The following is a 19,337-nucleotide window of genomic DNA, read 5'->3' as shown; positions in this document are numbered from 1 at the left end:
ATGCATGGACACCAGTGATAACAGCCCCGGCAGCATTATCACCGGGTTGTATCGGCCTGCATTCGCTACCCCGGCAAACCTTGCGACAATCACTTCGACGGGCTATCAACAAAGCTTAATTTCATCTTGAGTAACCACCATGACTGCCCAGACCAATCGCCAGTTCCTGCTCGCCAAACGCCCGGTGGGCGCCGCGACCCGCGAGACCTTCACTTATCAGCAAGTCCCGGTTGGCGAACCCGCGGCCGGTCAGATATTGGTGAAGAACGAGTACCTGTCCCTGGACCCGGCCATGCGCGGCTGGATGAACGAGGGCAAGTCCTATATCGCGCCCGTGGGCATCGGTGAAGTGATGCGTGCATTGGGTGTGGGCCAGGTGATTGCCTCGAACAACCCAGGGTTTGCGGTCGGGGACTACGTCAACGGTGCGCTAGGCGTGCAGGATTATTTCCTCGGTGAGCCAAGGGGTTTCTACAAGGTTGATCCGAAACTGGCGCCGCTGCCACGTTATCTGTCCGCCTTGGGCATGACCGGCATGACCGCTTACTTTGCGCTGCTGGACGTCGGCGCACCCAAGGCCGGTGAAACCGTGGTGCTGTCGGGTGCCGCCGGCGCGGTGGGCAGCATCGCCGGCCAGATTGCCAAGATCAAAGGCTGCCGCGTGGTGGGCATCGCCGGTGGGGCCGACAAATGCAAGTTCCTGATCGATGAGCTGGGCTTCGACGGTGCCATCGACTACAAGAGCGAAGACGTCCAGGCCGGCCTCAAACGCGAATGCCCCAAAGGTGTCGATGTGCATTTCGACAACGTCGGCGGCGACATCCTGGATGCCGTGCTCAGCCGCTTGAACCTCAAGGCCCGCGTGGTGATCTGTGGCGCCATCAGCCAGTACAACAACAAAGAAGCGGTGAAAGGCCCCGCCAATTACTTGTCCCTGCTGGTGAACCGGGCGCGCATGGAAGGCTTCGTAGTCATGGACTACGCCGCCCAGTTCGCAGCCGCCGGCCAGGAAATGGCCGGCTGGATGGCCAAGGGGCAGCTCAAGAGCAAGGAAGACATCGTCGAAGGACTGGAGACATTTCCCGAGACGCTGACCAAATTGTTCAGCGGGGAGAACTTCGGAAAACTTGTACTCAAGGTCTGACCGGTCACGATCCAAAAACCTGTGGGAGCGAGCCTGCTCGCGATAGCGGTCTGTCAGTTGACGGGGATGTCGACTGACACGGCCTCATCGCGAGCAGGCTCGCTCCCACATTGGTTTTCAGTGCGGGATCAGGCCAGTTCGGCCACGACCGCCGCCAGTGCCTTGGCCGGATCGGCCGCCTGGCTGATCGGACGGCCGATCACCAGATAATCGGAACCGGCGTCCAGTGCCTGGCGCGGGGTCAGGATACGGCGTTGATCATCCTGGGCGCTGCCCGCCGGACGAATACCCGGGGTGACCAACTGCAGCGACGGGTGCGCCGTCTTCAGGGCATTGGCTTCCAGGGCCGAGCAGACCAGACCGTCCATACCGGCCTTCTCGGCCAGCGCCGCCAGGCGCAACACTTGCTCCTGAGGCTCGATGTCGAGGCCGATCCCCGCCAGGTCCTCACGCTCCATGCTGGTCAGTACGGTCACGCCAATCAGCAAGGGCTTCGGGCCGCTGCGCTGATCCAGCACTTCCCGGCAGGCCGCCATCATGCGCAGGCCGCCGGAACAGTGCACATTGACCATCCACACGCCCATCTCTGCGGCAGCCTTGACGGCCATGGCGGTGGTGTTGGGGATATCGTGGAATTTCAGGTCGAGGAACACTTCGAACCCCTTGTCACGCAAGGTGCCGACAATCTCCGACGCGCAGCTGGTGAACAGTTCCTTGCCGACTTTGACCCGGCAGAGCTTGGGGTCCAACTGGTCGGCCAGCTTCAGGGCGGCGTCACGGGTAGGGAAATCCAGGGCGACGATGATAGGCGTCTGGCAGGCGGACATGAGCGGGCTCTCAGGCAAGTCGAAATCGGCGCGCATTGTAGCGGAACCAGCGCCCGTGCGGGACCCGATGATCGGTAAATCATCATTGCGTCCCACTCAGCATGGACAATAGAGGCCTTTGTGTCCAAGCCGATACATTCAAGACATCCGGGCAACACGCCGGCCAATTACCGTCCGCCGCAGCACTCCGTCCTTCCAGCCCTTCACGCCCTGCGGGCCGAAGCCTATGCTGGAGCCACAACCTCGCCGCCTTCTTTGTGGTTGGCAGCTTACCTGGCAGATGATTCACCCATGCAGAACACCCCTGTTGCAAATGCTGGCGGCCAACCGGCCTCAGGCGATGACAAGCGCTGGAGCATCCGCGCGCTGATCGTCGATGACGATGTGCCGATCCGCGAGCTGCTGATCGATTATCTGGCCCGTTTCAACATTCGCGCCAGCGGCGTCTCGGATGGCGCCGGTATGCGCCAGGCCATGCAGGCCGAGCATTTCGATGTAGTCGTGCTCGACCTGATGCTGCCGGGCGAAGACGGCTTGCAGCTGTGTCGCTGGTTGCGCGCCGAATCGGATATTCCGATCCTGATGCTCACCGCCCGCTGCGAACCCACTGACCGTATCATCGGCCTGGAATTGGGCGCCGACGACTACATGGCCAAGCCTTTCGAGCCCAGGGAGCTGGTGGCGCGGATCCAGACGATCCTGCGCCGGGTGCGCGACGACCGCACCGAACAGCGCGCCAACATCCGCTTCGATAACTGGCGACTCAACAGCGTGCTGCGCCAGTTGATCTCCGCCGACGGGCTGGTCGTGCCGTTGTCCAATGCCGAATTCCGGCTGCTGTGGGTGTTCATCGAACGACCACGTCGGGTGCTCAGCCGCGAACAACTGCTGGACGCCGCCCGTGGACGCTCCATCGAGGCGTTCGACCGCAGCATCGATCTGCTGGTCTCGCGCCTGCGCCAGAAACTGGGCGACGACCCCAAGGCCCCGCAGTTGATCAAGACCGTGCGTGGCGAAGGCTACCTGTTCGACGCAAGGGACATCGGCTGATGCGATTGCGCCTGGACTCCCTGTTCGGCCGCCTGTTTGGCGTGCTGTTGTTGGCAATCGTCCTGGCACATCTGTTGGCCTTTGCCTGGTTCATCCAGTACGACCAGCCGCCACCTCCCGGCCCACCTCCGGAGTTTTCCCGACACGCTGACGGACCACCACCTTTTGGACCACCACCTGATCATCGCCCCCGTCCCTGGTTCGGTGGCCCGGTGGTGCCGCTGACGTTCCAGTTCATATGCCTGATCATCGCGGCCTGGTATGGCGCCAAACTCCTGACCCGGCCGATCCAGCGCCTGAGCGATGCAGCAGAACGCCTGAGCGAGGACCTCGACAGCCCGCCGCTGGACGAAACCGGCCCCCGGGAAGCCTGGCAGGCGGCCCATACGTTCAACCTGATGCAAAAACGCATTCGTGAGCAGGTTCAGCAACGCTCACGCATGCTCGGAGCGGTATCCCACGATCTGCGCACCCCGCTGTCCCGACTGAAGCTGCGCCTGGAACAGATCGACGACATCAAGCTGCAAGGCCAGATGCGCCAGGACCTGGACGACATGATCGGCATGCTCGACGCTACCCTCACCTACCTGCACGAACAGCGCACCAGCGAAGCACTGCAATGGATGGACGTACAGGCCCTGGTGGAATCCCTGAGCGAAAATGCCCAGGATCAGGGCGCCGACGTGCAGTCCAGCGGTTCCTGCGCCCCCTTGCAGGTGCAACCCATGGCGTTGCGCTCGTGCATCAACAACCTCATGGACAATGCCTTGCGCTACGCCGGGCACGCATCGATCGCCCTGGAGGACCAGGGCTTCCAGGTGCTGATCCGGGTCATCGACCATGGCCCCGGTATAACCGAGGACAAACGCGAAGCGGTGTTCGAACCGTTCTATCGCCTGGAAGGTTCACGCAACCGCAATTCCGGCGGCGTCGGCCTGGGCATGACCATCGCCCGGGAAGCCGCGGAGCGCCTGGGTGGGCAACTGAGCCTGGAAGAAACGCCGGGCGGTGGGCTGACCGCCGTCATCCGTCTGCCGCGCGCTTGAGCGCTTCCCTACTTTCTCTGTGGGAGCGGGCTTGCCCGCTCCCACAAGGACCGCGTCTGGCCGGCATTTTTGTACCTCCTCCGGTACAAACCCCACATACCCACGACAACTGCCCCACCGAGGCTGCATGAGCCGGTCCATCCACCGGTTATGTCACCTCAAGGAGAGCGCCCATGATCGGCAGCGTCAGCAGTAGCAGCTACTCGACGTACACCAGCATCAACCGTACCGCGACCAACAGTGCCCGCGACCAACAGTTCCAAAAGGAACTGCTCGGCAAGCTCGACAGCGATGGCGACGGTAGCGTCACCGCCAGCGAACTGACCAGCGTCTTGCAGTCCAGCGACAGCTCCACCACTCAATCCAGCGTCAGCGAAGCACTGAACAGGATGATCACCAACCTCAGTCGGCAGTATTCGCTGGATGACGTGGCGAGCGTGGGGAAACATCTGAACGTGGCGACCTGATGCCCTAAGAGCCTGGACTCACAAGCGCCAGGCTCATTGATCAGTCCCACTTGTGGCGAGGGGATTCATCCCCGCTGGGCTGCGTAGCAGCCCCAAACTGCCTACATAGAAGCAATCTGAATACCGAGGCGCCAGCTTTTTAGGGCTGCTGCGCAGCCCAACGGGGATAAATCCCCTCGCCACAGATAAATCCCTCCACCACAGATAAATCCCTCCACCACAAATAAATCTTTCACCACACTTAATTACCCATACCGAATCACCGCGCCTGGCTCTTGCTCCAATCCGTCAGCAGGCTGTACGCCACCGCCAGCAGCGTAGGGCCGATGAACAGGCCAATGAAACCGAAAGCGATCAACCCGCCGAAAACCCCCAGCAACACAATCACCAACGGCAGGTTTCCACCACGGCTGATCAAGTAGGGTTTGAGCACGTTGTCCACGCCGCTGATGATGAACGTGCCCCAGATGCCTAGGAACACTGCCATTCCGTATTCGCCCTTCCATACCAGCCAGGCCGTTGCAGGGATCCAGACCAGCGGCGGCCCCATGGGAATCAGGCTGAGCAGGAAGGTGGCGATACCCAGCACCAGTGCACCCGGTACCCCGGCGATCAGGAAGCCGATCAGTGCCAACAAGGCCTGGGCGGCCGCGGTGCCGATCACGCCGTTGACCACCCGTTGCACCGTACCAGCCACCAGTTCGATGTAGTAACCGGCACGGTCACCGATCAGGCGCTCGAGCAGTCCGTGGACAAAAGCCGCCAGGCGTGGACCGTCGCGATAGAAAAAGAACACGAACACGATGCTCAGCGTCAGCTCGAGCATGCCGCCGCCAATCTGCTTGCTGCGGGCCAGCAGCCAGTTGCCGACTTGTCCCAGGTAGGGCTTGATGGACACCATCATCGCCGCTCCCTGCTGGTCGACGCTGTTCCAGATAGCGACCAACCGCCCACCCACCAGCGGCAAGCCGCCCAGCCAGGCTGGGGCATCGGGCAGGCCATCGACCTGCACGTCCCTGATGAACGCCGTGGCATCGCGTACATGATCAGCCAGGTTGAAACCCAACCACACCAAGGGTACCGCCACCAACAGCATCCAGCCGACCGTCAGCACCGCCGCCGCGAGAGATTCGCGACCATTGACCCAGCGGGTCAGCAGGCGCATCAGCGGCCAACTGGCGAAGGCCAGCACCGCCCCCCAGAACAGTGCCGACCAGAACGGCGCCATGACCCACAGGCTTGCACCGAACAACACCAGGAGCAGGATCTGCACCAACAGCCGATCGTTATTGAGCATGAAAGGTCTCGAAGAATGAACAGGACCGGGGCAGCGGTACAAGGTCCGCTGTCCGGCACAGATTAGCGCAGCAACTCAAGGTGAAGGCCCGGAGTATTGCCATCTCCGGCTGCCTCCATCCGCGCCTCACGAACACCCTGATCCGACAGCGCCTGGCGCCAGGCCTCGGCCTTGGGGCCGGCGAGGCTGACCCGCAGGCCGGTGTCCAGGTTCAGCGCCCGGGCCAGCAGGCGCAACCAGGTCTCGTCCGGTTCACCGGCAAGACGTGGCAAATCCAGCACGCCGGTGTCCTTGAGCTGGCGCAGCAGCGTGGCGGAGGTTGGCAACAAGTCCCCCAAAGGAGTGCTCGCCTCGAACTGCTCGACATGCAGGTAGGCCTTGCGGTTGCCGCGGGTGATGCCGTAGAGCGCAATCAATGTGTTGTCCGTCGGCGGCGCCAGGCGTAGCAACAGATACGCCTGGCCATTGTCGGCACCATAGAGCTTGGCGTTGCCAAACACTTCGTTGGCCCAGAGGCTGCTTTCGCCACAATCACGGGCCTGGCACCAGAACAACAGCTCGGCACCTTGCTGCTGCAAGGCTTCGCGAGCGGCGGTAAAGGCCTGGGTGGCGGAATGTTCCGGAGGTAGCTCATAAGTCACCGACGTGACGACACCACGGCCATCGACCTGTCCGTCGAAACGCAGCTGGCCGCTGATCTTGCGAATCGAGCCCAGGGGGTAGATGCGCTCGACGTCGCTGGTTTGCCGATAATCGACAATCTGCGCGTCGGGCAGACGGGGCACGCGCTCCAGGTCCCGGCTGCCGGGCACATCGGCGGCGAATGACGCCGGACTGACACAAGCCAGCGCCAACAAGGTGAGTGAATGAACGAATGATTTCATCGGATCGACTTGGCCTGGCGCCCGCGGACGAAACCGGCGTCGTCCCTGCGCCGCAAGGCGGGTAAACAAAGCTCTGTCATGGTGGTCTCCCTTTCAACCCGCCCAGCCTCGACAGTTGCCCGACGCAAGTCAAGAAGTGCTGAAGAACCGATTGAAACAGTCTGCTACAAGCACGGCACCGGTTTCGTCGTTCAGATGCAAATGATGGCCGCCGGGCAATTGTTCATGACTGAAGGGTAGACGCTCCAGCAATTCGGTGTGCCGGGCCAGCATGCCTTCGGCCGCCACGATCAGATGGGCGGGACAACCGACCCGCGCCACGAAGGCCATGGCCTGCTCGTCGGTCAGGCGCAGGGGCGATGGCAGGGTCAGGCGGTTGTCGGTGCGCCAGGTATAACCTCCCGGCACCGGCATCAGGCCTCGCTGGGCGAGCAGTTCGGCAGCCTCGCGGCTGACCGCCACCAACCCTTTCATGCGGGCTTCGATGGCCCAGTCGAGAGTTTTATAGACCGGTTTGGTTTTTTTCTGCAGATCCAGTTGTGCCTGGAGTGCCATGCCCATGCGTTCGGCCGCGTTGTCGCTCTGGGCAGTCGGCGGAATGATGCCGTCGATCAGCCCCAGGTGTGTGACCCGTTCCGGCAGGGACCCGGCCAACACCAGCGATACGATGGCGCCCAGGGAATGCCCCAACAGGGCGAAACGTTGCAGACCCAGTTGTTCGGCCACCTGCAGCACATCATGGGCATAGTCCCATAGCGCGTAGCCGGCACCGGGCGGTCGATGCCCCGAATGACCATGCCCGGCCAAGTCCAGGGCAATGATCCGCAAGCCTTCGAGCCGGGGGGCCAGACGGGCGAAACTGTTGGCATTGTCCAGCCAGCCATGCAAGGCGATCACCGGGCGGCCATCCTCCGGTCCGAACAGGTGGGCAGCCAGTTCGATGTGAGGCAGGCTCAGGCGAACTTCTTCAACTCCGTTCATGCGCTACGCCCCTGCCAACGCTGGAACAACCCCTTGAGCAGATCCGCCGTATCCAGCGGATGCTCCAGGGGAAACATATGACCGCCGGGCATGCTCAGGGACTCGCCCAAGGGCATGCTGCCTACCGAACGGGTGTGGTGACGCATCACCACGCGACTTTGCCGACCACGCACCACCGCCAAGGGTATCTTGAGCGTGCGGGCCCGACCGGGACTGGTGTGCGGCACACCGCGGTAAATGCTGATTTCCGTGGCCGGATCGAAGCGCAGCCGCAGGCGATCACCGACTTGCTGCAGGCCATGTTGCAGGTAGGCGTCGAAGCAATCCGGGTCGAAACCGCGAAACAGCGTCTTGCCGGAAAAATACTGCCGGGCCGCTTCCAGGTTGGCGAACTCCTCGCGTCGGCCCAAGGTCCGTCCGGCCGGGGTCAGGCGGTCGATGAAGCCCAGCCGCTTGGCAGCCAGGATCACCCAGCGATCCGTGCGGGTCAGGACTGGCGAATCGAGCATGACCACGCCACGGTACAACCGAGGGCAGCGCAATGCCGCGTGCAGGTGAAGTACACCGCCCAGCGAATGACCGACACCCCAGACCGGTTCCGGCTGTTGCTCCAGGTGATGGATCAACTCGTCCACCAGGTTGTGCCAGTTATCGTCCACCGGGAAACGCGGGTCATGGCCATGCAGCTCCAGATGCGCGACCTGATACTGCGGCGCCAGCGCGGCAAACAGCTTGCCGTAGGTGGCCGAGGGAAAACCATTGGCGTGGGCGAAAAACACCTGTTGCGACATGACAACCGATCCATTGGGGGAACTGGGGCAGATTGTCCGCAGAAGCCGATGGCGCGGCAATGACCGTAACTGACAGGAATGATGACAGTCTGGCTTGGGCTATGGCGTTATGGCTGGCCAGCCGCAAATTTTGTGGCAACGACACCTGTAGGAGCAAAGCTTGCTCGCGACGCAGACGCCGCCATTTCTGAAAGACTGCGTTGGCTTTATCGCGGGCAAGCCTTGCTCCCACAAATCCCTTCGCTACAAAGCCAGTCTGGCTTGGGCTATGGCGTTATGGCTGGCCAGCCGCAAATTTTGTGGCAACGACACCTGTAGGAGCAAAGCTTGCTCGCGACGCAGACGCCGCCATTTCTGAAAGACTGCGTTGGCTTTATCGCGGGCAAGCCTTGCTCCCACAAATTCCTTCGCTACAAAGACAGTCTGGCTTGGGCTATGGCGTTATGGCTGGCCAGCCGCAAATTTTGTGGCAAAGACATCTGTGGGAGCAAAGCTTGCTCGCGACGCAGACGCCGCCAATTCTGAAAGACTGCGTTGGCTTTATCGCGGGCAAGCCTTGCTCCCACAAATTCCTTCGCTACAAAGACAGTCTGGCTTGGGCTATGGCGTTATGGCTGGCCAACCGCAAATTTTGTGGCAACGACACCTGTGGGAGCAAAGCTTGCTCGCGACGCAGACGCCGCCAATTCTGAAAGACTGCGCTGGCTTCATCGCGGGCAAGCCTTGCTCCCACAAATTCCTTCGCTACAAAGACAGTCTGGCTTGGGCTCTGGCGTTATGGCTGGCCAGCCGCAAATTTTGTGGCAACGACACCTGTAGGAGCAAAGCTTGCTCGCGACGCAGACGCCGCCATTTCTGAAAGACTGCGTTGGCTTTATCGCGGGCAAGCCTTGCTCCCACAAATCCCTTCGCTACAAAGACAGTCTGGCTTGGGCTATGGCGTTATGGCTGGCAAGCCGCAAATTTTGTGGCAACGACACCTGTGGGAGCAAAGCTTGCTCGCGACGCAGACGCCGCCAATTCTGAAAGACTGCGTTGGCTTTATCGCGGGCAAGCCCTGCTCCCACAAATCCCCTCGCTACGAAGGATCTGTGGAATCAGCGCGCCGGCGGTTGCTCGCCCAGCGGCACCACCGCCATGGTCAGGCGCGACACACAGTTGACCTTGCCCTCGTCGTTGCTCAGGCGAATATCCCAGACTTGGGTAGTACGACCCAGATGAATCATCCTGGCCGTGGCAGTCACCCGCCCACTGCGAACACCGCGCAGGTGGTTGGCATTGATTTCCAGACCCACGCAATAAAACTTGCTGGTGTCCACGCACAGGTAGGCGGCCATGGAGCCGACCGTTTCGGCCAGGACCACCGAAGCGCCGCCATGCAACAGACCGAACGGCTGGTGGGTCCGGTGATCGACCACCATGCTGGCGGTCAGGGACTCGTCGTCGAAGGACTCGAAACGAATGTCCAGCACCTCGCTGATGGTGTTTCTAGCAGCAGCGTTCAGTTGTTCAATGTTGGGGGTGGTGCGCCACAGACTCATCGTTGCCCTTCCTTATGTTTATGTGCAAACAAGGCATCAATGCCAACCAATCAAGGATCAAGCGATATCTCTGCGGGAGCGAGCCTGCTCGCGACAGCGGTGGATCAATCAGCAGGCACGTTGACTGACACACCGCCGTCGCGAGCAGGCTGGCTCCCACAAGTCGTGCGGCTTGCTTGACTGAAGGCAAGGCCCGGTCTTTTTCATGGATGCCGGATGCCCTTGAGCCGCATCGCCCCGGCCAATGGCAGGTCACCTTCCAGCTCAGCCAGGCCGGCCGTTTTCACTTGCTCGGGTTGTTGCAGGTGACCATGTTGCGCAAAGCCCAACAGGCTACCCACCAGCGGGTTATGACTGACGAGCAGCACATCATTCCGATCCGCGAGATGTTCAAGGACGGTTTGTGGCCGGGTTTCCGGCTTGAGCCAGTCGACCGTGATCAACTCAGGTTCGAAGCCCAACGCCTCGCGCACCAGTTGCGCAGTTTGCTGGGCGCGCAGATAGGGGCTGGCATAAATGGCGGTCAGCGGTCGGCCGATCAGTTCGGCGGCACTGCGCAGGACTTCTTCACGCCCGTGAACCGTCAAGGCCCGTTCGGGATCGGGGCGGGCGCCGTATGGCTCGGCTTCACCATGGCGCAGCACCCACACGTTCATAGCTTGGGCTCCTCATCCTGCACAGGATGCGAAGCCGGCGGCACGACGTGGGGCGCTTCGCCTTCCGGCGGACGTGGACTCGGCCAATCAGCGAACGGCCAGGGCTTCTGGTCGCTGTGAAAGGTGCCGAAACGGCCGATCTGGGCCAGGAACCGGCTCAGGCTGTCGCCGAAATTCATCAGACTTGCATTGGGTGCGCCATAGATCAATCGATAGATCAATTGCACCAGTACCACGGCGCCGAGGATGAATTGCGCCACTTGCCAGACCAGCAGGTAGACCACCATCCACAGCACCCGCAACAGGATGGACTCGTATCGGGCCTGCCCTTTCGGATCATTCATAGCTCACTCCTGCTTGTCATCAACAACGGCTCAGTTGAAGCCACTGATGGAAATGAAGTCGACATCGGTCTTCGGTTCGCCACGCATCAGCAGTTCGATCACCTGTTCCAGCGTGCGCCCTTCGAACAGAATCGCATGCAGCCCCGCGACCAGCGGCATATAGACCCCGGCCTCCTGGGACTTGGCCTTGAGCACTTTGAGGGTGTTCACCCCTTCCGCCACTTCGCCCAGGCGCGACATGGCCTCGTCCAGGCTCAGGCCCTGGCCGAGGGCAAAGCCTACCTGGTAGTTGCGGCTCTTGGGCGAGGAACAGGTGACGATGAGGTCACCCACCCCGGCCAATCCGAGAAAGGTCATCGGATTGGCGCCCTGACTGACGGCAAAGCGCGTCATTTCCGCCAGGGCCCGGGTGATCAGCATGCTCTTGGTGTTCTCCCCCATGCCCAGCGCCACCGCCATGCCGGAGATGATCGCATAGACATTCTTCAGCGCCCCGCCCAGCTCCACGCCGAAACGGTCGGCACTGGCATAGACCCGGAAGGTACGACCATGGAGTGCGGCCTGGACCCGCCGGCACAACTCTTCGTCTTCACTGGCCACCACGGTGGCGGTCAAGGCATGCTCAGCGATTTCCCGCGCCAGGTTCGGCCCGGAAATCACCCCGATCCGCGCTTTTGGCGCGATCTCTTCAAGAATTTCGCTCATCAGTTTGAAGGTCTGGGCTTCGATGCCCTTGGTCAGGCTGATCAGGAGCTTGCCGCTCAGGCACTCGGCATGGGGCGCCAGCACCGAACGCAAGGCGCTGGAGGGCAAGGCGACAAAAAACAGGTCGCTGCCCTGGAGAGTGGCCTGCAGGTCGGTCACCGCCTCCACTTCCGGACGAATTTTGATGCCCTTGAGGTAACGCGGGTTCTCACGGTTGACCCGGATGGCCTCGGCCTGCTCCGGGTCACGCATCCATTGGTGCACCGAGTGACCATTCTCGGCCAGCAGGTTGGCCACGGCGGTACCGAAACTCCCGCCTCCCAGGACCGCAATCGGGCGCTGTTCAGTCATATGCAATCCGTTCATCCATACCAAGTGGCGATGCCGGGCATTATACGGAGCAGCCAGATCGCGACCACCCCTAGTGTCCTGTCTCACAGATACTGTTCATTTCTGCGAAAGCACACAGCATCAATTACCCGCAGCTGTAGGAAGCTGACTATCAATTTCTAGGAAAATGCTGTCAACGCAACTGGAAAAGTCTCTCAGCTCAGTTAACATGCCTGCCATCGTTCTGTGATCAAAGGCTCTGCCGTGACCGTTGGCCCCTCCCGCTCAGGTTCGTCACTGCTATTGGTGCTGCTCATCAGCCCGCCAGTGTGGGCCGACGACTTGTTTGTCGACAGCCAACCCCTGCCCCAGGTCCTGACCGCCACGCGCCTGAAACAATCACCGGCCGCAGTGCCGGGCAGCATGACCGTGCTGGACAGCGAGCTGATCAAGGCCAGCGGCGCCCGGGACATCAGCGAGCTGCTGCGCCTGGTACCCGGCATGATGGTCGGCAATCTTAGCGGCAACCAGCCCACGGTGAACTACCATGGCACCAACGCCAGCGAAGCACGCCGAATGCAGGTGCTGATCGACGGCCGCTCGGTGTACCGCGCCGGCCTTGCCACCGTCGACTGGAGCGACATTCCGGTGGCCATGGAGGACATTGAGCGAATCGAAGTCTTCCGCGGCCCCAACACCGTCAGCTATGGCGCCAACGCGCTGATGGCGGTGGTCAACATCATCACCCGGGCGCCGGCCAACAGCCACGGCACGCGGCTGAAAATCACCCGAGGCCAGCGCGGTATCAGCGACTGGTATGCCAGCCAGGGCACCGGCTGGGACGGCGGCGATCTGCGCCTTTCGCTGTCCGGCCAGGAAGACGATGGTTTTGACAGCGACCGCAACGGTGCCGACTACCGCGACAGTCGCCGCTTGAACCGCATCAACCTGTCGGTCAGCCAGACGCTGAACGAACAGCAGAGCATCGACTGGCAGTTGAACGCCAAGGACGGGACCAACCAGCGACCTTATACCTATCACCCGGTCTTTGCCGGGATTACCGCCGCAGGGGATAACTCCGACGTCATCGCCAAGGACTATGCCGGCTCGCTGCGCTGGAACCTGGACCTCAACCCCGACCACAGCCTGTATGTGCAGAGCTCGATCCAGCACTGGGATCGCCAGCAGACCTGGCGCGCCTGCGATGCGGAGGTGTCCTTCAGCCCGCAACTGACCGACCTGTGGCGGCTCAATCCCAACTACGCCGAGAAACTGGCGCGCAACATGCCCGGCTTCACCAGCACCGGAGCCCCACCCGGTACGGCGCAAGAACAGGCGTTGGCCAACCAGGTGCTCGACCAATGGCGCAACGGCGCCTCGCGAACCGTGTGCGGCGATATCGACCAGAGTGCCCGGGAATCGCGCTACGACCTGGAAATCCAGGACACCCTGAGCCTGTCCGACAGACTGCGGCTGGTGACCGGGGCGAACTATCGCTATGACCGGGCCGATTCCGAGACCTACTTCAACGGCACCCTGGATGACACCACCTGGCGGCTGTTTGGCCAGTTCGAGTGGCGGGCCACCGAGCACTGGCTGTTGCAGGGCGGCGCGATGTTCGAGGACACCCGCCTGACGGGCAGTTCGCTGACGCCGCGGGTGGCGGTCAACTACCTGATCACACCAAGACATGGCTTGCGGGCGGTGTACTCCGAAGCGATACGCTCACCGGACATGTTCGAGAACAACGTCAACTGGAGCTACCAGGTCACGAACCTGCAGCCCACCGCCTTTGGCCAGAGCAGCGCTCGCTACTTTGTCCAGACCCGCGGGCCGGGGAACCTCGAGCAGGAACACATGCGCTCCCGAGAACTGGGTTACAACGGTTATTTCATGGACCTGGGTCTGACGGTTGACGTCAGGCTGTTCCATGACGAAATCACCGGCATGATCAGCGAACCGCTGCGCAACAATCAGTACATCGCCAGCAATGCCAATGAATCGCAGTTTTCCGGCGCCGAAACCCAACTCGACTGGCGCATGACCAACGCCGACCGCCTGCGCGTGACGTATGCCTACGTCGACGCCCTGGCCAGCGCCCCCCTCGATGAACAACTGACCGCCCGCAACAGTGGATCGGCCGGCTGGCTGCGGGACTGGGGAGAGGGCTGGAACAGCTCGGTGTTCTATTACGCCGCCGATGCCCTCAACGGCTACCGCTTCGAACGGGTCGATACCCGCCTCGCCCGACGCATCCCTCTGGGCAAAGCCAGCCTCGAGCTGGCTGGCGTCCTGCAGCAACGCCTCGACAATCAGCCCACGACATTCGTCGATAACCGCTACGACTCCCGACATGTCATGTACTTCAGTGCGGAGTTGTCCTTCTAGATGCCCCGCCGCCAACCGCGCACGAGGTCATTTTCTGGCCGCCTGTCGCTGGCACTGTGCCTGGTGCTGGCCGGCCTGCTGGCAACGCTCCAGGCCCGCGCCGCCGAAATCCTGTTGACCGGTGCCCAGGACAGCCCCGGCATACAGTCCTTTACCCAAGCCCTGAAAGCCTTGCGCCCCGAAGACGACGTGCGCTTCACCCCGCTGGCAAGCCTGCCGGCAGCGGACAAGTTGCCGACCAATATCCGACTGATCCTGCTGGACCTGCCCAGCCTCGACTGGCGCCTGCAAACGCCCCAGGGCCCGGCCACCCTGGTGCTGCGGATCAGTCGCCTGCAAGCCCGGGAGCGCCTGAAGGAGGCAATCCCGGCGCACCTGAGCCTGCTGTGGAGCGATCCGCCAGTAACGCGACAATTGCACCTTATTCGCGCGATCCTCCCGCAGGCGAGCAGGATCGGCGTGCTTTTCGACGGGCACAGCGAATTCCTGCTCAAAGAGCTCCGCCAGGCCGCCGCACCGCTGGGCCTGGAGATCGTCACCGAGCGCTGGGAAGACACCAGCGACAGCCGCCCCCTGCAAAGCCTGCTGAGCCAGAGCGATGTATTGCTGGGTCTCGACGACCCCGACCTCTACAACCCCAAGACCGTGAAGAACCTGTTGCTCAGCAGCTATGCCCGGCAACGCGCGCTGATCGGGCCGAGCGCGGCGTTCGTCAGGGCCGGCAGCCTGGCCAGCACCTACAGCGACCAGGAAGATTGGCTGGCGATTCTCGACGATCTGCTCGACCGTCCCGCCGCCACTTGGCCACGCGCGCTGTATCCGGCCCGCTTCAAAGTCCTGGACAACCGGCAAGTGGCCCGCTCCCTGGGGCTCGAACCGATTGACGCCGCTTCCGTCGCTACGCAGTTGGCCGAAGGAGAACACCGCCCATGACCTTGCGTCGCCGTTGGGATATCAGTACACGCACCCAGCTCATTGCCCTTGGTCCGGCGCTGCTGCTGACCGTGCTGTTAATCAGCTTCTTCACCTTCGTGCGAATCCAGGACCTGCGCCAGGAACTCAATCACACCGGGCAACTGATCGCCAACCAACTGGCTCCCGCCACCGAGTACGGAGTGATTTCCGGCAATAACGATGTGCTGGAGAGCCTGCTCACCGCCACGCTGGCCACGCCCCACGTGCGTTTCCTGGAGGTGCAGGACAGCACCCACCGGGTGTTGGTGCACGTCGAGCAGCCTCCTCAGAATCGTGTTCACTCCCAGCAGATCGAAATGTTCCAGGCGCCGGTTCGCTTGCAGCGCATCACCCTGAACAACGATTTCCTGCAAGGCAACAGCACACCCATCGAGGCGCCCGACGAAGATTACCTGGGCCGGGTGATCGTCGGCATGTCCAGTGATGCCTTCAGCCAGCGGCAGCAGGAAATCCTGTTCAAGGCCGCGATCCTGGCGTTGTTCGCCCTGCTGTTCACCTTCCTGGTGGCGCGTCGCCTGGCCGCTGACCTGTCCCGGCCGATCCGCGACATCGGCAACGCCGTCAAGGCCATCCAGCAAGGCGATTACAGCAAACCGTTGCCCATCGTCGACGACGCCGAACTGGGGGCCCTGTCGCGGCATATCAACAACCTGGCCGACGGCCTTGAACAAGCCAGCCGGGAACAGCATCAGGCCATGGCGCAACTGATCAAGACCCGAGAAGAAGCGGAAAAGGCCAACAGCGCAAAATCGGAATTCCTGGCCATGATGAGCCACGAATTGCGCACGCCCATGAACGGCGTGCTGGGCATGCTGCAGCTGCTGGAAACCACTCGCATGACCGATGAGCAGCACGAGTACACGGCGCTGGCTTCGGAATCCACCGAACACCTGCTGAAGGTGATCAATGACATACTCGATTTCTCGCGCATCGAACGCTCGGCCCTGGAACTGGAACACATCCCGTTCAACCTGACCGAGCTGGTGGGCAGTTGCGCCCAGTCTTTCCAGCACAGCGCCGCCCAACGCAAACTGGGCCTGGACCTGCTGATTCCAGACGACATGAAGGCCTTGCAGGTGCAAGGCGATCCGACGCGGATCCGGCAGATCCTGGTGAACCTGATCGGCAACGCACTGAAGTTCACTGAGCAGGGGCGCGTCACCGTGCAATGCCAGTGGCAGGCCCTGGACCACGAACTGCTGTGGTTCACCTGCACGGTGCGCGACAGTGGCATCGGCATATCGCCCGAAAGCCTGGAGCGCATGTTCGATGCTTTCCAGCAGGCCGACAGTTCGATTTCCCGCCGCTACGGCGGCACCGGCCTGGGCCTGCCGATCGCGCGCACCCTGGCCGAACGCATGGGCGGTACCCTGCGAGCCCAGAGCGAGGAAGGCCAGGGCTCGGTGTTTACCCTGGAGATTCCGTTGGCCCTGTCCACACAGAACCCGACGGAAATGGCGCCGCGGTTGTCCCAAGGCAGCGAGAGTGGCGAAGGCCGCAATGTGCTGCTGGTGGAGGACAACCCGGTGAACCAGACCGTGATCGAAGCCATGTTGCGCAGCCTGGGTTTTACCGTCAGCATCGCCGCCGACGGCGCCCAGGCCATCCGCAGCGCTGAGAGCCTGATGTTTGAATTGATCCTTATGGACTGCCGCTTGCCAGTGGTCGACGGCTACGAGGCCACGCGACGGATCCGCCAGTTGCCAGGTTGCAGCGAGGTACCGATCGTCGCCCTGACGGCCAATGCCTTGCAGGGCGATCGCGAAGCCTGCCTGGCGGCGGGTATGAACGATTACCTTGCAAAGCCGTTTAAAAGGGTTGATCTGCAGCATATTCTGCAGCGTTGGGTGCATTAGTAGCCTGTGTAGCTGGCGTGAAAGGCGAAAGTGCGGCAGTCTTAGGCACCCGAACGAGCCTCGATTGAGGCTTGAATAAAAAATTTCAGTGCACAGGTGTACATTCATTTTCCGTGTGCTGTGACTTTCACCACAACGCAATAGTCTATGAGTAGGCTGTCGATTCGAGGCATGACCGCTTCGATCGGCCGGGAAGATTTGCCCCACCCTGCCGCAGGGGACTATTGAGGAGCTCGCATGACCAAACAAAACGCCTTTACCCGGGAAGATCTGCTGCGCTGCAGTCGCGGTGAGCTGTTCGGCCCAGGTAACGCGCAACTGCCCGCCCCGAACATGCTGATGGTGGATCGCATCACCCATATCAGCGAAGAGGGCGGCAAGTACGGCAAAGGTGAATTGGTCGCCGAGCTGGATATCAATCCGGACCTGTGGTTCTTCGCCTGCCATTTCGAAGGTGATCCGGTCATGCCGGGCTGCCTGGGCCTGGATGCCATGTGGCAGCTGGTCGGCTTTTTCCTAGGCTGGCAGGGTCTGCCGGGCCGCGGTCGCGCCCTGGGTTCGGGCGAAGTGAAGTTCTTCGGTCAGGTCCTCCCGACCGCGAAGAAAATCACCTATAACATTCATATCAAACGCGTCCTCAAGGGCAAGCTGAACATGGCCATTGCCGATGGTTCGGTGACTGTCGACGGTCGCGAAATCTACACCGCCGAGGGCCTTCGGGTCGGCGTTTTCACCTCCACTGACAACTTCTAAGGGTTATCCGCATGCGCCGCGTCGTTATCACTGGTCTGGGCATCGTTTCTTGCCTGGGCAATGACAAAGAGACCGTCTCCGCTAACCTGCGTGCAAGCCGCCCTGGCATCCGGTTCAACCCGGAATACGCCGAAATGGGTCTGCGTAGCCAGGTTTCCGGCTCCATTGACCTCAACCTCGAAGAACTGATCGATCGCAAGATCTACCGTTTTGTCGGCCATGCGGCGGCTTACGCCTACCTGGCCATGAAGGATGCCATCGCTGACTCCGGCCTGACCGAAGAGCAGGTATCCAACCCGCGTACCGGCCTGATCGCCGGTTCCGGCGGCGCCTCGACCCTGAACCAGATGGAAGCGCTGGACATCCTGCGCGAAAAAGGCGTCAAGCGCGTTGGTCCGTATCGTGTCACCCGGACCATGAGCAGCACCGTTTCCGCCTGCCTGGCCACGCCTTTCAAGATCAAGGGCCTGAACTACTCCATCGCATCTGCCTGCGCCACCAGTGCCCACTGCATCGGTACCGCCATGGAACAGATCCAGATGGGCAAGCAGGACATCGTGTTCGCCGGCGGCGGTGAAGAAGAACACTGGAGCCAGTCGTTCCTGTTCGACGCCATGGGCGCCCTGTCCAGCAAGCGCAACGACACGCCGGAAAAAGCCTCTCGTGCCTACGATGCCGACCGTGACGGTTTCGTCATTGCCGGCGGCGGCGGCATGGTGGTGGTCGAGGAGCTGGAACATGCCCTGGCCCGTGGTGCAAAAATCTACGCGGAAATCGTCGGCTACGGCGCTACGTCCGACGGCTACGACATGGTGGCCCCAAGCGGCGAAGGTGCTATCCGCTGCATGCAGATGGCGATGTCCACCGTCGACACCCCGATCGACTACCTGAACACCCACGGCACTTCGACTCCGGTCGGCGACGTCGCGGAAATGAAAGGTGTGCGTGAAGTGTTCGGCGACAAGGCGCCAGCCATCAGCTCCACCAAGAGCCTGTCGGGTCACTCCCTGGGCGCCGCCGGCGTTCACGAAGCGATCTACTGCATGCTGATGATGGAAGGCAACTTCATCGCCGGCTCGGCCAACATCGACGAGCTGGACCCGGAAGTGGCCGATCTGCCGATCCTGACCAAGACCCGCGAAAATGCCACCATCAACACCGTGATGAGCAACAGCTTCGGCTTCGGCGGCACCAACGCCACCCTGGTACTGAAGCGCTGGCAGGGCAAGTAAGCCCCGCTGCTACGCCGCACACGAAAACGCCCCGACCGGTTCGGGGCGTTTTTTTGCCTGCTTCTACCCT

General features: G+C 61.8%; 18 protein-coding genes. 9 read left to right on the top strand and 9 right to left on the bottom strand.

Going from position 1 to position 19,337, the window contains the following annotated elements:
- Window positions 1–139 precede the first annotated feature (139 nt).
- Window positions 140–1,144 (top strand): NADP-dependent oxidoreductase, encoded by a 1,005-nt coding sequence (locus tag AD665_RS02225; protein WP_053190702.1) that lies wholly within the window; start codon window positions 140–142, stop codon window positions 1,142–1,144.
- 128 nt (window positions 1,145–1,272) lie between these two features.
- Here the strand turns inward: AD665_RS02225 and pyrF are convergent, their stop codons facing one another.
- Complete coding sequence (pyrF, locus tag AD665_RS02220; protein ID WP_047699017.1) at window positions 1,273–1,971, bottom strand: orotidine-5'-phosphate decarboxylase; 699 nt, start codon at window positions 1,969–1,971, stop codon at window positions 1,273–1,275.
- A gap of 291 nt (window positions 1,972–2,262) precedes the next feature.
- On the opposite strand from pyrF, the gene AD665_RS02215 reads away from it, so the two are divergent.
- From AD665_RS02215 to AD665_RS02205, 3 genes are all read left to right on the top strand, one after another.
- Window positions 2,263–3,021, top strand: coding sequence for a response regulator (locus AD665_RS02215; protein ID WP_024776955.1), 759 nt, complete (start codon window positions 2,263–2,265; stop codon window positions 3,019–3,021).
- Window positions 3,021–4,067: a sensor histidine kinase gene (locus AD665_RS02210; RefSeq protein WP_024776956.1), complete on the top strand. Its 1,047-nt coding sequence runs from the start codon at window positions 3,021–3,023 to the stop codon at window positions 4,065–4,067. The genes AD665_RS02215 and AD665_RS02210 overlap by 1 nt, the downstream gene beginning before the upstream one ends.
- Before the next feature lie 173 nt (window positions 4,068–4,240).
- Complete coding sequence (locus tag AD665_RS02205) at window positions 4,241–4,534, top strand: hypothetical protein (protein ID WP_024776957.1); 294 nt, start codon at window positions 4,241–4,243, stop codon at window positions 4,532–4,534.
- Between the two features lie 259 nt (window positions 4,535–4,793).
- On the opposite strand, the gene AD665_RS02200 is transcribed toward AD665_RS02205, so the two are convergent.
- The 8 genes from AD665_RS02200 to AD665_RS02165 form a co-directional block, all read right to left on the bottom strand.
- Window positions 4,794–5,831, bottom strand: a complete 1,038-nt coding sequence (locus AD665_RS02200; protein WP_024776958.1) for an AI-2E family transporter — start codon at window positions 5,829–5,831, stop codon at window positions 4,794–4,796.
- A 62-nt stretch (window positions 5,832–5,893) separates the two neighbouring features.
- A complete protein-coding gene (locus AD665_RS02195; RefSeq protein ID WP_024776959.1) occupies window positions 5,894–6,715 on the bottom strand; it encodes a DUF4892 domain-containing protein in 822 nt (273 codons plus the stop codon).
- 129 nt (window positions 6,716–6,844) lie between these two features.
- Window positions 6,845–7,696: an alpha/beta hydrolase gene (locus AD665_RS02190; RefSeq protein WP_053190696.1), complete on the bottom strand. Its 852-nt coding sequence runs from the start codon at window positions 7,694–7,696 to the stop codon at window positions 6,845–6,847.
- On the bottom strand, window positions 7,693–8,487 hold the full coding sequence (locus tag AD665_RS02185) for an alpha/beta fold hydrolase (protein ID WP_024776961.1): 795 nt from the start codon (window positions 8,485–8,487) through the stop codon (window positions 7,693–7,695). The genes AD665_RS02190 and AD665_RS02185 overlap by 4 nt, the downstream gene beginning before the upstream one ends.
- 1,097 nt (window positions 8,488–9,584) lie before the next feature.
- Complete coding sequence (locus AD665_RS02180; protein ID WP_024780596.1) at window positions 9,585–10,028, bottom strand: hotdog fold thioesterase; 444 nt, start codon at window positions 10,026–10,028, stop codon at window positions 9,585–9,587.
- A 203-nt stretch (window positions 10,029–10,231) separates the two neighbouring features.
- Window positions 10,232–10,684 carry a phosphohistidine phosphatase SixA gene (sixA, locus tag AD665_RS02175; RefSeq protein ID WP_024780597.1) on the bottom strand — a complete coding sequence of 151 codons (453 nt, stop codon included), beginning with the start codon at window positions 10,682–10,684 and terminating at the stop codon, window positions 10,232–10,234.
- Window positions 10,681–11,028 carry a DUF4389 domain-containing protein gene (locus tag AD665_RS02170; RefSeq protein ID WP_053190694.1) on the bottom strand — a complete coding sequence of 116 codons (348 nt, stop codon included), beginning with the start codon at window positions 11,026–11,028 and terminating at the stop codon, window positions 10,681–10,683. The genes sixA and AD665_RS02170 overlap by 4 nt, the downstream gene beginning before the upstream one ends.
- A 30-nt stretch (window positions 11,029–11,058) precedes the next feature.
- A complete protein-coding gene (locus tag AD665_RS02165) occupies window positions 11,059–12,084 on the bottom strand; it encodes an NAD(P)H-dependent glycerol-3-phosphate dehydrogenase (protein WP_053190691.1) in 1,026 nt (341 codons plus the stop codon).
- A gap of 243 nt (window positions 12,085–12,327) precedes the next feature.
- Between AD665_RS02165 and AD665_RS02160 the strand changes: the two genes are divergently transcribed.
- The 5 genes from AD665_RS02160 (at window position 12,328) to fabB (ending at window position 19,267) form a co-directional block, all read left to right on the top strand.
- A complete protein-coding gene (locus AD665_RS02160; RefSeq protein WP_053190689.1) occupies window positions 12,328–14,451 on the top strand; it encodes a TonB-dependent receptor plug domain-containing protein in 2,124 nt (707 codons plus the stop codon).
- Window positions 14,452–15,384, top strand: a complete 933-nt coding sequence (locus AD665_RS02155) for an ABC transporter substrate-binding protein (protein ID WP_024780601.1) — start codon at window positions 14,452–14,454, stop codon at window positions 15,382–15,384.
- Complete coding sequence (locus AD665_RS02150) at window positions 15,381–17,282, top strand: ATP-binding protein (protein ID WP_024780602.1); 1,902 nt, start codon at window positions 15,381–15,383, stop codon at window positions 17,280–17,282. The genes AD665_RS02155 and AD665_RS02150 overlap by 4 nt, the downstream gene beginning before the upstream one ends.
- Before the next feature lie 237 nt (window positions 17,283–17,519).
- Window positions 17,520–18,035, top strand: a complete 516-nt coding sequence (gene fabA, locus AD665_RS02145; RefSeq protein ID WP_024780603.1) for a 3-hydroxyacyl-[acyl-carrier-protein] dehydratase FabA — start codon at window positions 17,520–17,522, stop codon at window positions 18,033–18,035.
- Window positions 18,036–18,046: 11 nt separating this feature from the next.
- Window positions 18,047–19,267: a beta-ketoacyl-ACP synthase I gene (gene fabB / locus AD665_RS02140; protein ID WP_024780604.1), complete on the top strand. Its 1,221-nt coding sequence runs from the start codon at window positions 18,047–18,049 to the stop codon at window positions 19,265–19,267.
- The last annotated feature ends 70 nt before the right edge of the window (window positions 19,268–19,337 follow it).

Origin of the sequence: Pseudomonas corrugata (genome assembly GCF_001269905.1) — a bacterium.
Lineage (GTDB): Bacteria > Pseudomonadota > Gammaproteobacteria > Pseudomonadales > Pseudomonadaceae > Aquipseudomonas > Aquipseudomonas corrugata.
This window is presented reverse-complemented; position numbering and strand designations above follow the sequence as displayed.

Coding starts and splice junctions, on each gene's coding strand:
- pyrF (WP_047699017.1), bottom strand. CDS start 1,971: ATGTCCGCCTGCCAGACGCCTATCATCGTCGCCCTGGATTTCCCTACC.
- AD665_RS02210 (WP_024776956.1), top strand. CDS start 3,021: ATGCGATTGCGCCTGGACTCCCTGTTCGGCCGCCTGTTTGGCGTGCTG.
- fabA (WP_024780603.1), top strand. CDS start 17,520: ATGACCAAACAAAACGCCTTTACCCGGGAAGATCTGCTGCGCTGCAGT.
- AD665_RS02185 (WP_024776961.1), bottom strand. CDS start 8,487: ATGTCGCAACAGGTGTTTTTCGCCCACGCCAATGGTTTTCCCTCGGCC.
- AD665_RS02225 (WP_053190702.1), top strand. CDS start 140: ATGACTGCCCAGACCAATCGCCAGTTCCTGCTCGCCAAACGCCCGGTG.
- AD665_RS02205 (WP_024776957.1), top strand. CDS start 4,241: ATGATCGGCAGCGTCAGCAGTAGCAGCTACTCGACGTACACCAGCATC.
- AD665_RS02200 (WP_024776958.1), bottom strand. CDS start 5,831: ATGCTCAATAACGATCGGCTGTTGGTGCAGATCCTGCTCCTGGTGTTG.
- AD665_RS02180 (WP_024780596.1), bottom strand. CDS start 10,028: ATGAGTCTGTGGCGCACCACCCCCAACATTGAACAACTGAACGCTGCT.
- AD665_RS02170 (WP_053190694.1), bottom strand. CDS start 11,028: ATGAATGATCCGAAAGGGCAGGCCCGATACGAGTCCATCCTGTTGCGG.
- AD665_RS02190 (WP_053190696.1), bottom strand. CDS start 7,696: ATGAACGGAGTTGAAGAAGTTCGCCTGAGCCTGCCTCACATCGAACTG.
- sixA (WP_024780597.1), bottom strand. CDS start 10,684: ATGAACGTGTGGGTGCTGCGCCATGGTGAAGCCGAGCCATACGGCGCC.
- AD665_RS02215 (WP_024776955.1), top strand. CDS start 2,263: ATGCAGAACACCCCTGTTGCAAATGCTGGCGGCCAACCGGCCTCAGGC.
- AD665_RS02195 (WP_024776959.1), bottom strand. CDS start 6,715: ATGAAATCATTCGTTCATTCACTCACCTTGTTGGCGCTGGCTTGTGTC.
- AD665_RS02165 (WP_053190691.1), bottom strand. CDS start 12,084: ATGACTGAACAGCGCCCGATTGCGGTCCTGGGAGGCGGGAGTTTCGGT.
- AD665_RS02150 (WP_024780602.1), top strand. CDS start 15,381: ATGACCTTGCGTCGCCGTTGGGATATCAGTACACGCACCCAGCTCATT.
- fabB (WP_024780604.1), top strand. CDS start 18,047: ATGCGCCGCGTCGTTATCACTGGTCTGGGCATCGTTTCTTGCCTGGGC.
- AD665_RS02155 (WP_024780601.1), top strand. CDS start 14,452: ATGCCCCGCCGCCAACCGCGCACGAGGTCATTTTCTGGCCGCCTGTCG.